This window comes from Pelomonas sp. Root405, assembly GCF_001425165.1.
GTDB lineage: Bacteria > Pseudomonadota > Gammaproteobacteria > Burkholderiales > Burkholderiaceae_C > Pelomonas.
Genome location: NZ_LMDU01000014.1, coordinates 14,495 through 27,953, shown reverse-complemented (window position 1 = coordinate 27,953; position 13,459 = coordinate 14,495). Strand labels below are relative to the sequence as shown.

11 protein-coding genes are annotated in these 13,459 nt (G+C 65.7%); 3 read left to right on the top strand and 8 right to left on the bottom strand.

Annotated elements, in window-relative coordinates:
* Position 1: 1 nt before the first annotated feature.
* Positions 2 to 1,921, bottom strand: coding sequence for an XrtA/PEP-CTERM system amidotransferase (locus ASC81_RS18155; protein WP_056270115.1), 1,920 nt, complete (start codon positions 1,919 to 1,921; stop codon positions 2 to 4).
* Positions 1,922 to 2,210: 289 nt separating this feature from the next.
* Here ASC81_RS18155 and ASC81_RS18150 point away from each other — a divergent pair, with 289 nt between their 5' ends.
* The 3 genes from ASC81_RS18150 to ASC81_RS18140 are packed head-to-tail and all read left to right on the top strand — an operon-like array spanning position 2,211 to position 5,146.
* On the top strand, positions 2,211 to 3,764 hold the full coding sequence (locus tag ASC81_RS18150) for a glycosyltransferase family 39 protein (RefSeq protein WP_056270112.1): 1,554 nt from the start codon (positions 2,211 to 2,213) through the stop codon (positions 3,762 to 3,764).
* A gap of 10 nt (positions 3,765 to 3,774) precedes the next feature.
* On the top strand, positions 3,775 to 4,749 hold the full coding sequence (locus ASC81_RS18145; protein WP_056270108.1) for a glycosyltransferase family 2 protein: 975 nt from the start codon (positions 3,775 to 3,777) through the stop codon (positions 4,747 to 4,749).
* Positions 4,750 to 4,756: 7 nt separating this feature from the next.
* Entirely contained in the window at positions 4,757 to 5,146 is a 390-nt protein-coding gene (locus ASC81_RS18140; RefSeq protein WP_056270103.1) for a GtrA family protein, read from the top strand.
* Here the strand turns inward: ASC81_RS18140 and ASC81_RS18135 are convergent.
* Genes ASC81_RS18135 through ASC81_RS18105 form a run of 7 tightly spaced genes read right to left on the bottom strand, consistent with a single transcriptional unit; the run spans position 5,104 to position 13,383 of the window.
* The gene (locus ASC81_RS18135) at positions 5,104 to 6,264 is read right to left on the bottom strand and encodes a TIGR03088 family PEP-CTERM/XrtA system glycosyltransferase (protein WP_200946903.1); all 1,161 of its coding nucleotides are present in this window, start codon (positions 6,262 to 6,264) and stop codon (positions 5,104 to 5,106) included. The genes ASC81_RS18140 and ASC81_RS18135 overlap by 43 nt on opposite strands.
* Positions 6,261 to 7,541: a nucleotide sugar dehydrogenase gene (locus ASC81_RS18130; RefSeq protein ID WP_056270101.1), complete on the bottom strand. Its 1,281-nt coding sequence runs from the start codon at positions 7,539 to 7,541 to the stop codon at positions 6,261 to 6,263. The genes ASC81_RS18135 and ASC81_RS18130 overlap by 4 nt, the downstream gene beginning before the upstream one ends.
* Before the next feature lie 44 nt (positions 7,542 to 7,585).
* Entirely contained in the window at positions 7,586 to 9,142 is a 1,557-nt protein-coding gene (xrtA, locus tag ASC81_RS18125) for an exosortase A (protein ID WP_056270098.1), read from the bottom strand.
* The gene (locus tag ASC81_RS18120; RefSeq protein ID WP_056270093.1) at positions 9,139 to 10,332 is read right to left on the bottom strand and encodes a TIGR03087 family PEP-CTERM/XrtA system glycosyltransferase; all 1,194 of its coding nucleotides are present in this window, start codon (positions 10,330 to 10,332) and stop codon (positions 9,139 to 9,141) included. Before ASC81_RS18120 ends, xrtA begins: the two co-directional genes overlap by 4 nt.
* Positions 10,329 to 11,378, bottom strand: a complete 1,050-nt coding sequence (locus ASC81_RS18115) for a FemAB family XrtA/PEP-CTERM system-associated protein (RefSeq protein ID WP_056270090.1) — start codon at positions 11,376 to 11,378, stop codon at positions 10,329 to 10,331. The genes ASC81_RS18120 and ASC81_RS18115 overlap by 4 nt, the downstream gene beginning before the upstream one ends.
* Positions 11,379 to 12,266 (bottom strand): XrtA system polysaccharide deacetylase, encoded by an 888-nt coding sequence (locus ASC81_RS18110; RefSeq protein ID WP_056271716.1) that lies wholly within the window; start codon positions 12,264 to 12,266, stop codon positions 11,379 to 11,381.
* A gap of 19 nt (positions 12,267 to 12,285) precedes the next feature.
* Positions 12,286 to 13,383, bottom strand: coding sequence for an XrtA/PEP-CTERM system-associated ATPase (locus ASC81_RS18105; protein ID WP_056270088.1), 1,098 nt, complete (start codon positions 13,381 to 13,383; stop codon positions 12,286 to 12,288).
* Positions 13,384 to 13,459: the final 76 nt, after the last annotated feature.

Genomic DNA, 13,459 nt, shown 5'->3' with positions numbered 1-13,459 from the left:
TTCAGGCCGCGGCACGGGCCGTGGCGGTGCCCAGACCCGCATTGCGCAGGAAGGCGTCGAACATCAGCAGCACCCACAGCGGCTGGGCATGGTCCATCGCGCCGCGCTCGTGCTGGTCCAGCAACCGTGAGATGACGCCAGGGTTGAACCAGCCGGTCTGCGCCAGCGCGCCGTGCTGCAGCGCCTGGCGCGTCTGCTCGCGCAGCGGGCCGCGCAACCAGCGCGCCAGCGGCACGGCGAAACCCATCTTGGGCCGGTAGAGCACGTCATGCGGCAGCATGGGCTCCAGCGCCTTCTTGAAGATGTACTTGCCTTCCTGGCCGCGCAGCTTCAGCGCGGACGGCAGCGTGGCCACCCACTCGACCAGCTTGTGGTCCATCAGCGGCTCGCGCACCTCCAGGCTGTGCGCCATGCTGGCGCGGTCGACCTTGGTGTTGATGTCGCCCGGCAGATAGGTGTGGATGTCGAGGTACTGCACCAGCGCCAACGGGTCGTCCGTACCGGCGCGCTGGGCGTGTTCGTGGAAGACCTCGCTGGCATGCCAGCCCTGCAACTCGCGCTTGAAGCTGTCGCTGAAGAGCTCCTGCCGCAGTGGGTCGCGCACCAGGCCCATGGTGTTGAAATAGGCGTCGACCGAATTTCGAGCAATGGCCTGGAAAGTGGTCTTGGCGCGGAAGACGCGCGGCGCCCAGTCGGCCTTGGGATACAGCTTGGCGAGCGGCCCGAAGATGCCGCGGCGCAGGGCGGGCGGGAAGGCGCTGCGCATGCGCTCTTCCATCATGTGCATCTTGTAGCGGCGGTAGCCGCCCAGGCTCTCGTCGCCGCCGTCGCCGCTGAGCGCCACGGTCACATGCTTGCGCGCCAACTCGCAGACGCGGTAGGTCGGGATGGCCGACGAGTCCGCATAGGGCTCGTCGTAGAGATGGGCCAGCAGGTCGACGAGGCCGAAGTCGTCGCTGCCGACGGTCTCGACGCGATGGTTGGTCCGGTAGCGGTCGGCCACCATCTGCGCGAACTCGGTCTCATTGAACTTGGGGTCGTCGAAGCCGATGGAGCAGGTGTTGACCGGTTGGTCATCCAGCTGCGCCATCGCCGCGACGACGGCGCTGGAGTCGACGCCCCCGGACAGGAAGGCGCCGAGCGGCACCTCGGCCTTCAGACGCAGCTTGACCGACTCCGACAACTGGCGACGCAGCTCCTCGGCGGCCTCTTCTTCGCCGATCTTGGCGTCAAGCGTGAACCTGACGTCCCAGTAGCGCTGCGGCGTGCCCACGGCCTGGCCACGTTTGACGAGCAGGCGGTGTCCGGGGGCGAGCTTCTTGGCGTGTTTGTAGATGGTGGCCGGGTCGGGCACATAGCCGAGCGCGAAATAGGCCTCGACCGCGCGCGGGTCGATCTCCTGACGCAGTCCGCCGTGGGCCATCAGGCTCTTCAGCTCGGAGCCGAACAGCAGCCAGCCATCCTCGGTCAGCGCGTAATGCAGCGGCTTCACACCCAGGCGGTCGCGCGCCATGAACAGGCAGTCGCGCTTGCGGTCGTGGATCATGAAGGCGAACATGCCGCGCAGGTGGTGCACGCAGTCCTCGCCCCAGTGCTCCCACGCGCGCACGATGGCCTCGGAGTCGCTCTTGGTGCGGAAAACATAGCCGTGGCCGCGCAGCTCGTCCATCAGCTCCAGGTAGTTGTAGACCTCGCCGTTGAAGACCAGGGCCACCGACTTGTCGTCATTGAAGATGGGCTGCTGGCCGGTGGCAATGTCGATGACCGACAGGCGGCGGTGGCCGAAACCGACGCCGGGCTCGATGTGCAGGTCCCCCTCATCCGGCCCGCGGTGGTGCTGGGATTCGTTCATCCGATGCAGGCGCGCGCGCTCGGGCAGGCGCTGGCCGCGGGTATCGAACAGACCGGTGATGCCGCACATGGAGGGGAACGAGAGTAGGCAGGGACCCGGATTCTCACAGACCGGCTGCAAGTCTCTCCACAAGAGGCGCCGCCGATGAGGAACTCGTTCACTAGCACCCCCAGATCACGGGGGGCGCCGCGTTCCAGTGACAACGTCGCGCGAGTGAATGGTGCCCAATCCGCCTGACACGGCAGTGCCGCTAAGTAAACTGACTTGGCGTCGTGCACCTGGCTCTTCTGCCCCGGCGGAGAATTCTGACGCCCCCATACGAATATCAAGCGTCGCACACTCCCCACGCATGAATCCAATGCCATCGCACACCGACGTTTCAGCCAAAGCCGCGGTGGTCTTCAGTCTTCTGTTCGCTGCGCTGTTGGCGCTCCAGGGACTGGTGTTTGTCGGCTTCCAGGCCAGCGACGACGCCAACTACCTGAGCGGCGCCCTCGGCTGGCTCAAGGACACCTTTTATGTCGGCAACAGCCACTGGACGCTGCGTCACACGCTGACGCTGCCGACCGCGCTGAGCGTGAGCAGTTTCGGGCTGTCGCCGCTGACCGTCAGTCTGCCGACCCTGCTCTATTTCATCGGTTTTCTGGCCATCCAGGTCTGGGCCCTGCATCGCTATTTCGGACTGGGCGTGGCAGCCGTGTTTGGGATGCTGGTCATTTCCATGCCCGGCATGGTGGTCAATTCGACCTACCTCGCGCCCGATGTGTCAGAGCTATTTTTCGTGGGTTCGACGTTCTGGCTCGTCGTCGGTCTGTGCGAAAAAACAGCCTCGGAGAGGCGGCCGCTGCGATGGGGCTGGCTGGCGGTCGGTGCCATTGCGGGTCTTGCCTGGCTCAACCGTCAGACCTCCATTGCGCCGGTGGCGGCCTGCGCATTGTTCGCATGGTCAATCAGTCACGGTCGCAGTCGGGCCGGGGTTGGCTGGGCCTTGCTTGGATTCATCTTGGTGGTGGGCGGCGAATGGGCCTACCTGACGGCGATGACGGGGGAGCCGCTGTACAGGTTGCGCACGGACTTCCATCATGATCCGGTCGACCGGTTCGCCGAAGTGTCCCGGCTGCGCCAGTCGGGCGGCTGGATCGACAAGGAGGGCAACCTCAGTGTCAACGTCTTTATCGACCCGATCCTCGCTTTGGTCATTTCGCAAAAGTACGGCCTGATTTTCTGGACAGCGGTGGCCGCCTCCTGGCGGCTGTTTCGGGGGGGCGCGAGTGCGCATGGCAGGGTGCTGAAGGGGCTGCTGCTGCTGGGCGTGCTGTCCTATGTGTTCGTGGCTGCCAACCCGAAGCTTTACCTCGTACCCCGCTACTTGATTGTGGCGGCATGGGTGGCCGCAGCCTTGACGGCCTGGTGGATCGTCGAGTTGTGGCACCAGGGTCGCACGCGGGTCGCGGCCGTCGTGCTGACCGTACTGCTGCTGGCGCAGTGGGCCGGGCTCGCGCTGGAGAACACACGTCCTCGCGCTGTCGAGCAAGCCTTCGTCGAGTGGGTTCGCGCGCATCCCGATCAGACGGTCTACACCGATATCGAAACGGCGGCACGCGCCAGCTACTTCTTCGAGTTTGCAGGCGTGTCCGGTGACAAGGTAATGACCGCAGCGCCGCCGCCTGGCGCCCTGTTCTTTCACAGCACTGACCGGGTGGAGCAATGCGCGCGGCAGCCGCGGTGCCGCGCGCAGGCGTCCGCCTTTCGTCCCACGCCGGCCTGGGCGCCCGTCGAGCGGATCGTCGGGCCGCTCAAGCCTCTGGGTCATCTGCTGGAACGGCTGCCGATCAGCGGGTGGGTGCCACCCGACATCCATCGCAGGATGGTTTCACCGTCGTTTGTTGTGACCGTCTATCGAGTCAATTGAGGAAGCCCTGATGAACAACGCCACGCCGGCGACGGCCACCGCCGCAACAGCCTTTGCACTCTCCGGCTTGCGCGTCGCCGTCCTCGTCCCTTGCTACAACGAGGAAGCAGCGATCTCGCAAGTCATCGCCGATTTCCGCTCGGCGCTGCCGCAGGCTTCCATCTACGTTTACGACAACAACTCAAAAGACGGTACCCAAGCCGTGGCGACACAGGCAGGCGCCAACGTGCGGGTAGAACGGCGGCAGGGTAAGGGCAATGTCGTGCGTCGCATGTTTGCCGACATCGAAGCCGACGCCTACATACTGGTCGACGGCGACGCCACCTACGACGCGGCCAGCGCGCCGCGCATGCTGCAAACGCTGCTCGATGAGCAACTCGACATGGTGGTTGGCTGCCGCGTGCACACGCAGATGGAGGCCTATCGCCCGGGACATGTGTTTGGCAACGCCATGCTGACCGGCTTCGTGGCCAAGCTCTTTGGCCGCAGCTTCACTGACATCCTGTCGGGCTACCGGGTGTTCTCGCGTCGTTTCGTCAAGACCTTTCCGGCGCTGTCGGCGGGGTTTGAAACCGAAACCGAACTCACCGTGCACGCGCTCGAACTGCGCATGCCGGTTACGGAGATCTCCACGCCGTATGGCGCCCGCCCCGAAGGCTCGGTCAGCAAGCTGTCGACCTATCGTGACGGCTGGCGCATCCTGCGCTTGATCCTGCAGCTCTACAAACACGAAAGACCGCTGGCGTTCTTCTCGGTGCTGGCCGGGCTGCTGGCATTGCTCTCGATGCTGCTGGCCATCCCGGTGGTGCTGGACTGGCTCGCAACGGGCTTGGTGCCGCGCTTTCCGACGGCCATCCTGTCAACCGGCATCATGATCCTTGCATCGCTCTTTCTGGTTGCCGGTTTCATCCTGGAAACGGTGACCCGTGGTCGCCAGGAGATCAAGCGGCTGCTTTATTTGCAGATCCCGCGCTGGGGCGCTTGAGATCGAGATGAGCGCCAGATCGCAGTTCTTCCGCTTTTGCCTCACCGGCGCGGTGGGCTTCGTCACCGATGCGGGCGTGACGCTCGCATTGACGAGTTGGGCGGGCCTTCACGTCGCTCCCGCGCGCATCCTGGCCTTCCTGGTAGCCGGCACGGTGACGTGGTGGTTGAACCGCCAGTTCACTTTCCGTACCAGCGGTGGGTCGGCCAACTGGCTGCAATACCTGCTGACGACGGGCATGGGCGCCTTCATCAACTTCGCCATCTACCTCGGCGTCATTCGCCTACTGGGCTCGGCCCCGCTCCAATTGCTTGCCGCCGTGGCTGCCGGCTCCGGTGTCGCCTTGTTCTTCAACTATTTCGTGTCACGGCGCTGGATATTCCGCGCTTCTTCGTAGAGTGAGCCGTAAGCCTTCACCATCCCGTCAAGGCTGAACTCGGCCCGCGCCCGGGCGAGTGACCGCTGCGCCAGAGTGTTTCGCAGCTCGACGTCCGCGACGACCCGCGACAGCGCCCGCGCCAGCTCACCTGGGTCGCCTGAAGGAACGAGAAGGCCATTGACCCCGTTCTTCACAAGCTCCGGGTTGCCGCCCACATCGGTGGCAACCGGCGCGCAGCCGCAGGCCATGGCTTCCAGCAGCGTGTTGCTGATGCCTTCGGCCTGCGACGGCAGCGCGAAGATGTCGAAATGCGGCAGCAGTTCGGCGACATCGCTCCGGTCACCCGGCAGCCACGCCTGGGTGGCCGTCCCGGCTTCCGAAAGCCGCTCGCGTGCGGCGTCGAGCAGCGGGCCACCGCCCAGCATGACCAAGCGCAGCCGCGGCCAGTCGGCCGGACAGAGCTCGCGCAAACGCAGGAAGGCATCCACCAGGTTCAGCGGGTCCTTGACGGCCTGCATGCGGCCCACGGCGCCGATGACCAGGTGCTCGCCGCGCCGGAAGGGCCACGCCTCGGGCGCACTTGAGGTCGGCGCGAAGCGCTGGGTGTCGACGCCGTTGCAGATGCGCTGCACGCGCGCCGGCGCAAAGCCGACGGCGCCCGTCAGATAGGTTTCGATGGCCCGGGACAGGGCGACGAAGCGATGCGTGCCCATGCCGTAGATGCGGCGCAGGCGCTGGTTGCTGCGGTTGGCGCCACCGAGGTCATTGGTGTCCCAGCCGTGCTCGCTGTGCACGCGCAGCGGCACGCGCGCCGCCCAGGCAGGCCACTGAAATTCCATGGCGCCGAGGTTGCGCGTGTGCACGATGGCTGGGCGAAGTTCACGCAGCAGCTTCAAGACGCGCGGATAGAGCCAGAAGCCCTGCCCTGGCGGTTTGTTCAGCGCGATGAACTGGGTTCCCGGCGCCTTGACGCGATCCTTGAAAGCGGTGATCTCGGTCACCGCCACCACCGCATGCCGGAAAGCCGGCAGGTGGTTGATCAGGTTGACGACGCCGTTCTCCAGCCCGCCGGTGTCGAAGCGGTGCAGCAGATGCACGACCAGCGGCCGCGTATCTGCGCCACCGTCAGAGATCACAAGCGCCAGAGGCGGAAGCCCGCGTCCACCAGGGCCTTGGCGTCGAAGGCGGCCTTCACATCGATGAAGGCACCGCCCTTGATCAGCTTCTTGCTGACGTCGGCCGGCGTCAGCGCGGCGTACTCGCGGTGCGAGACGGCGGCCACGATGGCGTCGGCTTGCGGCAGGTCGTCGAAGGCCATCAGGCGTACGCCGTACTCGTGCAGGGCTTCTTCGGCCTCGGCCTGCGCGTCGGTGACGAAGATCTCGACGCCGTAGGTCTTCAGCTCGTTGATGATGTCGATGACCTTGGAGTTGCGCAGGTCGCCGCAGTTCTCCTTGAAGGTCAGGCCCAGCACATTGACCTTGGCGCCCTTGACCGGGCTGCCGCTGGCGATCATCTGCTTGATGGTCTGCTCGGCGATGAACTTGCCCATGCCGTCATTGATGCGACGGCCGGCCAGGATGACCTGCGGGTGGTAGCCCAGCATGTCGGCCTTGTGCGTCAGGTAGTAGGGGTCGACGCCGATGCAGTGGCCGCCGACCAGTCCCGGCTTGAACTTCAGGAAGTTCCACTTGGTACCGGCAGCTTCGAGCACCTCGGAGGTGTCGATGCCGAGCTTGTCGAAGATGATGGACAGCTCGTTCATCAGTGCGATGTTGAGGTCGCGCTGGGTGTTCTCGATGACCTTGGCGGCCTCGGCGGCCTTGATGCTGGAGGCGCGATGCACGCCCGGCTCGACGATCATCTCGTAGACCTTGGCGACCGTGTCGAGCGTCTCGGGCGTGTCGCCTGAGACGATCTTCAGGATCTTGGTCAGCGTGTGTTCCTTGTCGCCCGGGTTTATGCGCTCGGGGCTGTAGCCGACGAAGAAGTCCTGCTTCCACTTGAGGCCGGATTCGCGCTCCAGCACGGGAATGCAGACCTCTTCGGTCGCGCCCGGGTACACGGTGCTCTCGTAGACAACGATGGCGCCCTTCTTCATGTGGCGGCCGACGCTGGTGCTTGATCCGATCAGCGGGCGGAAGTCGGGGATGTGGGCCTCGTCCACCGGCGTCGGCACGGCGACGATGATGACGTCGGCCTCGGCCAGCATCTTGGGGTCGTCGGTGTAGACGGCATGTTTGGCGGCCTGCACTTCCTCGTCGGTCAGCTCGCGGCTCGGATCGGTGCCGCGCTGGCAAGCCTCGACCTTGTTCTTGGCAATGTCAAAACCGATGGTGCGGACTTGCTTGCCGAACTCCACCACCAGGGGCAGGCCGACATATCCGAGGCCGATGACTGCGAGCGTATTCATGGGTCGTTTCTCGTTGCTTTGAGGTCTTGGAGGGCGCGTGATTGTCACCGCTGGCGCGCGGCATCCCGGTCGCGGACGCCCCGCAAAGTGGTGTCCAGGGCCGCCCAATGCTTGTGAACAAAGTCGCGCAGCAGCGCATCGTCAGCACCTGCGCTGGCCTTGTCGGCATAGACGAGGACGACCGCGGCGTCGTCTCCCTGTCCGAGGAGGCTCTGCCAAGCGCCGTAGAGCTTGGCCTGCCAGTCGCTGGTGAAGGGGCGGCCATTGATCCAGTAGGTCTGCCAGACACGCAACCGCGGCGCCTGACTGCCGCCGCCGCTGACCTGGTTCAGTGCCTGGCCACGCAGATCAGCGGTGCGCCATGCCATGGCGCCGACGTCGGCGCGGCCGGTCGCCGTGCGGGACCACTCCTTGTGGTCATCGTTGACGAGCACGTTGACCGACGTGACCAGTTGGCGACCGTAGCGCTGGTCACGGTAATAGCCAACGTAGACCCCAACCGGCGAGCCGCCCGCCACGCGCTCGAAGCGGCCGTGCAAGATGGCGGCTGAATTCTTGAAATCGGGCCGCCAGCTGCTCAGCGGCTCAGCCACCCAGGTCAACCCCGGCAGGGCCGGCGCGGCGAGCTGCGGCTGGCTATGAACCGCAGTGCGAGCCGCTTGCGCGCGAAGCCCGATAGGCAGGGCGACAAGCAGCAGCGATGCCAGCAGCACGGTGGCAAAACGGCTCGAAGACTGCGGGGTCGCAGCGTCCTGGGGAGACGCCAGCACCGGTTCAGCATCAGGTTCGGCCCAGCGGGCGCCGATCATGAACATCGCCAGCATGATGACGCCGAAGAACACCCAGCCGTAGATGAGGTGATCCACACCGACTGCCAAGGTGTTGCCGGACAGGTGACCCACGATGACGATCATGTAGGCGCGCAGCCAGTTGGCCACCAGTGGCGTGACGATGGCGACGCCGACGAAGGCCCAGCGCTTGCCGTTGCCGCGGTAGTTCAGGTAGGCGAACAGCGTGCCCACCATGACCGAGGCCATCAGGTAGCGGATGCCGCTACAGGCCTCCACCACCGACCATGAGCCCGAAGGGATGACGAACTGCAGCGCCTCGCGGAACACCGGGATGCCGGTGGCACGCAGCGCGACAACGGTGAAGTCGGCCGTGCGCTCCATCAGCCAGGGCGTCATGAAATCGCCGAAAGGCACGGCAAAGAACAGGAAACCCAAGGGGAACGCGATGCGCGCCGCAGCCGCGGTGCCGATCAGGGCCGGCACGAGCACCACGCCCATGCCCAGCAGCGCGAACTGCGTCGCCGCATTCGCCGCGGCGAGGTCGCCCATCAGCCACAGCAGGCCCAGCGGCAGCAGCAGCAGCAGCCACAGCGGCGCCGGGCGTGGCGTCATCGACGCCAGCTCGGCGCGACGTCGCCAGATCAGCCAGGCCGAGATCGGCGGCACCACCCAGGCGTGCGCAAAGGTTTCCGAGCGATTCCATATCTCGACCATGGCCGCGCCGGTCGCGTAATACAGCGCGATAAGCAGCGCGAAGGCCAGGGCCAGGCCGAGCAGCGGCAGTCGCCAGGGTTTGGGCAGATCGATCACGCGGCCTCCAGGTGATGGTCAAGGCCGGCGAGATGAGCCTCCCAGCTGTAGGCGCCCAGCACGAAGCTGCGCGCGCTGCGCCCGGCGGCATCGGCAGCCGCGCGGTCGGCCAGCAGTGCGCTCAGCCGGTCGACATAGGCGGCCACATCCTCGGCCGGTTGCAGCCCGGCCTGCGCGCTTGCAGTGATGGCCCGTACGCAGCTGCCGGCGGCGACCACCGGCCGAGCCATGGCCATCGCTTCCAGCACCTTGTTCTGGATGCCGCGCGCAAGACGCAAAGGCGCGACGACCGCCGCGGCATGCTGCAGATACGGGCGCACATCCGGCACGGTCCCGGTCACGTTGACATGCTCACCGGCCAGGGCCTGCACGGCCGGCGCAGGGCTGCGGCCGACGATGTGAAAACGCAGCGCAGGGAACCGCTCGCGCAGCGCGGGCAGGATGTCGCTGGCAAACCAGGTCACCGCGTCGACGTTCGGCCAGTAGTCCATGGCACCAGTGAACACCAGGGCCAGCTCATCCGCTGCAAACGGGCTCGCCCGGGACGGGTCCGGCGTGAAGAAGTCGGCATCGACACCGTTGCCCAGGGCAGCCAGGCGCAAGTCTTGGCCTGGGCTGAGTTCGCGGAACAGGGCGACCTCGTTGTCCGTCACGAAGAAGCTGCAGGCCGCGCCGTCGGCGACACGCTGTTCGAAGCCGAGCAGCTTGGCGAATTCGCGGCGGTAGAGCCAGGACATCGGCCAGGCATGCTCGGGCGCGTAGTCGCGCCACTTGGCAGAGTCGACGTCGACGAAATCAACCAGGGTCTTCACGCCCTTGAGACCGCGGGTGTACTGCGCCATGACACCGCTGAAGACAACGACGGCGTCGAACCCGACGCACGCGGCCGTCTCATCAACCCAGGCCTGCAGGCCGGCATCGCGGTAGTAGGGCAGGCTCAGTGCCTCGCCGCTCAGGAGGCCGCGCAAGCTCAGCAGCTTGGCGGACCGCGGGTTCAAGCGCGCGATGTGCGAACCGGCACAGAGTTCACGCACGCGCGGCAGATGCTGCTCGTCGTCCGGGTCGTCCAGGAAACTGCCGAGGTGGACCTCGTGCCGGGCCGCCAGATGCTTGAGCAAATGGTAGGAGCGGACCTTGTCGCCCTTGTTGGGCGGGTAAGGCAGGCGGTGGACGAGGTAGAGGATCTTCACCCGAGGCTCTTCACGATGAAGGGCCCGAGCCAGTTGGCGACGCCGATGGGCAGCTTGCGCCAGGCCTTGATCATCAGCTGGTACTTCGGGTTGTTCGGGTTGTTCTGGGGAATGGCGTCGCGCTTGAACAGCCGGTATTCGTAGCTCAACGGCTGCGGCTCGAAACCCCAGTTCTTCTTGAAGGCGTAGGGACCGGTGCCCTGCTTGCTGCGGCCGTAGTCGAAGACCTTGAGGCCGCGAGCGCAGGCGCGGCGCATCAGTTCCCAGTACTTGAAATCGTTCGCGGCCAGGTCGCGCGCGGCCTCGTCGTCGCCGGCGTAATAGGGCAGCACCTCGTCGCGGAAGTAGAAGCTCAGCACGGTGGACAGTGGCTTTCCGCTGGGCGCGGTGACGGTCAGCACCTCGGCGTCCGCGCCGAACTCGTCGAGCAGCGACTGGAAGTATTTCTTCGGCATGGCCGGCGTGCCGTGGCGGTGCACGTTGTCGGCGTAGAGGTCAAAGAAGCGGTCGACGTTGGCGTCGACCTCAGCCTTTAGCTCGTTCTTGATGCCCTTGCGCACCATGGCCCGCTGCTTTCGTGGAATGGCCAACATATTGGCTTCCTCGTCGGCCAGGATCTCCTTGCGGAAGGTCACATACAGGTTCTGGCGCGGCCAGTCGACATGGCGGGTGGGGCCGAGGTTGCGGTATTCGAGGTGCTCGGCGCCCTGCCCTCTGGCGATCTTCTCGGCCTCGGCTTCAAGCGCCGCCGCGGCCTCGTCATTCAGTGCCGCAACACCGCCATAGACGGCAAACGGCAGGCTGGTCACCGCATGGCCGAATAGGCGGCTTTTGACCTCAGCCAGGGGCAGCACGCCTTCGATGACGCCGTCACGCTCGGCATAGAGGAAAAAACCGCGATGACCAAACACGGTCTCGATGACGCGCAGCCAGCCGCTGCGGTGGAAAAAGGTTGCCAGCGGGTGGGCGAAGACAAAGGCGTCCCAGCGCGCGGACACAGCCTTGTCTTGCGCGGCGAGCCGCGCAATGCGGAGGGGCGCGCTCATTCAGGCGGGACTCAGCGAGGGCGCCAGCGCGCGCGGGCTGGCCTCGCGGCCCAGGAAGATCTCATCCATCCGGCCCCAGCGGAAATCGCCCAGCAGACGGGCGATGCGGTCATGGGTGCGCGGGATGTTGACGTAGTGGCGGAAGCGAGTCTTGGCGTCGATGCCGGCAATGCGCGGCTGCTCGCTGTCGATCTCCCAGGGATGGAAGTAGAAGACCGCCGGCTCGCCGTCGATCTCGTTGACGCGACGGATCATCCAGCGCGACAGCGCATACGGCAGCAGGCGGAAGTAGCCGCCGCCGCTGCTGGGCAGGTTTCGCGAACCTACGCGCAACGTCGTCACCGGAATCTCGAGCAGGCCCTCGCGCACCGGGTAGGCAAAGCGCGGCGAATCGGGCATGCCGTAATGGTCGTGGGCGATCGGGTAGACGCTGCTTGTGTAGCGGTAGCCCGCGTCGCGCAGCACGTCGAAGGCCCAGAGGTTGGATTTGCCGATCGAGAAGCTCGGCGCCCGGTAGCCGACGACGGACACGCCACCCAGGTCTTCGAGCAACTTCTTGGCGCTGGTGACGTCTTCGAGAAAGGCGGCCGGGCTCAGATCGCTGGCGCGCTCGTGCCCATAGCCGTGGCTGGCCAGCTCATGGCCGCCAGCCACGATGGATTTGACGACCTGCGGGTAGCGTTCCGCGATCCAGCCCAGCGTGAAGAAGGTGGCATGCACCTGCTTGTCCGCGAGCAGGGTCAGGATGCGCTCGATGTTGCGCTCGACGCGGCACTCCATGCCGTTCCAGTCCTCGCGGCGGATATAGGGCGCAAAGGCGGAGACCTGGAAGTAGTCCTCTACGTCGATGCTCATTGCATTGCGCAGGGCTGGGGTCGGGGTGGGCATCAACATGATCCGGACTCCGTCAGTGCTGCTTCACGGCGTCGACCAGCTTCTGAAGCAGGGCCAGCGTTTGCAGGTTGATGCGCTCCAGGCGCATCATGCTGCGCTCCAGGCGCTGCAGGCGGTCGGTGTGATGGTCGGCGCTGAGTGCGGCGATCTCGGTGGACAGGCCTTCGACCTCGGCGACGCTCATCTTCAACCGGTTGACGTCCAGCGCACCAGGCGCGCTGTCGAAGGCGCCGGGGCGGCTGTCCGGCAGCTTGGACGGCCTGCTGTCGAGCGGGCTGACGTCGCTGTTGCGCGGCACTTCGCTTTCCTGGGCGATGTCACGCAGCACTTCCTTCACGTCGGCCAGCGTCAAATGGCTGCGACCCTGCATGAAGCCCAGCAGCAGCAGGCGATCACACAGCCGATTGATGCGGCGCGGGATGCCGTTGCTGGCCTTGTGGATGGCCGGGAAGGCGTCGTGGTCGAAAGTCGGTTTGCCCGAGGAGCCCGCGCACTTCAGGCGGTGTTCCATGTAGCGCTGGGTCTCATCCTCATCCATCGGGCCGATGTGGCAGGTGGCCGCAACGCGCTGACGGAACTGTTCCATCTCGGGCTTTTGCAGGATGCCGCGGAACTCCGGCTGGCCGACGAGGAAGGTCTGCAGCAACGACTGGTTGCTGAACTGGAAGTTGGACAGCATGCGCAACTCCTCGACCGCACGGGGCGTGAGGTTCTGCGCCTCGTCGACGATCAGCAGGCAGCGCTTGCCCTGGGTGACCTGGTTGACGAAGAAGGCCTCCAGCGTCATCAGCAGTTCGGACTTGGGCGCGTCTTTCACGCGCACACCGAAGGCGGCGCCCACCATGCGCAGCGTGTCCTCGGCGTCAAGCTGGGTCGTGACGACATTGCCGATGACGACATTGCTGCGGTTCAGGCTGTCCAGCAGGCCGCGCAGCAGCGTGGTCTTGCCGGCACCGATCTCGCCGGTGATGACGATGAAGCCGTCATTGCGCAACACGCCATAGTCCAGGTAGGCCTTGGCCCGGCGATGCTGCTTGCTGCCGTAATAGAAGTTCGGATCGGGGCTGAGCTGGAACGGCTTGCTGCTCAGGCCATAGAAGGCTTCGTACATGTCAGTGGCACCCAGCCGAGCGACGTCGCTGAAGCAACCCTTCAGGGAATCGTGAGCAACGCGAGCGCGGGGGCGG

What these genes read in the sequence shown, in the direction of transcription:
- ASC81_RS18155 (WP_056270115.1), bottom strand. Translation starts at nt 1,921, where the DNA reads ATGTGCGGCATCACCGGTCTGTTCGATACCCGCGGCCAGCGCCTGCCC.
- ASC81_RS18150 (WP_056270112.1), top strand. Translation starts at nt 2,211, where the DNA reads ATGCCATCGCACACCGACGTTTCAGCCAAAGCCGCGGTGGTCTTCAGT.
- ASC81_RS18145 (WP_056270108.1), top strand. Translation starts at nt 3,775, where the DNA reads ATGAACAACGCCACGCCGGCGACGGCCACCGCCGCAACAGCCTTTGCA.
- ASC81_RS18140 (WP_056270103.1), top strand. Translation starts at nt 4,757, where the DNA reads ATGAGCGCCAGATCGCAGTTCTTCCGCTTTTGCCTCACCGGCGCGGTG.
- ASC81_RS18130 (WP_056270101.1), bottom strand. Translation starts at nt 7,541, where the DNA reads ATGAATACGCTCGCAGTCATCGGCCTCGGATATGTCGGCCTGCCCCTG.
- ASC81_RS18115 (WP_056270090.1), bottom strand. Translation starts at nt 11,378, where the DNA reads ATGAGCGCGCCCCTCCGCATTGCGCGGCTCGCCGCGCAAGACAAGGCT.
- ASC81_RS18110 (WP_056271716.1), bottom strand. Translation starts at nt 12,266, where the DNA reads ATGCCCACCCCGACCCCAGCCCTGCGCAATGCAATGAGCATCGACGTA.
- ASC81_RS18105 (WP_056270088.1), bottom strand. Translation starts at nt 13,383, where the DNA reads ATGTACGAAGCCTTCTATGGCCTGAGCAGCAAGCCGTTCCAGCTCAGC.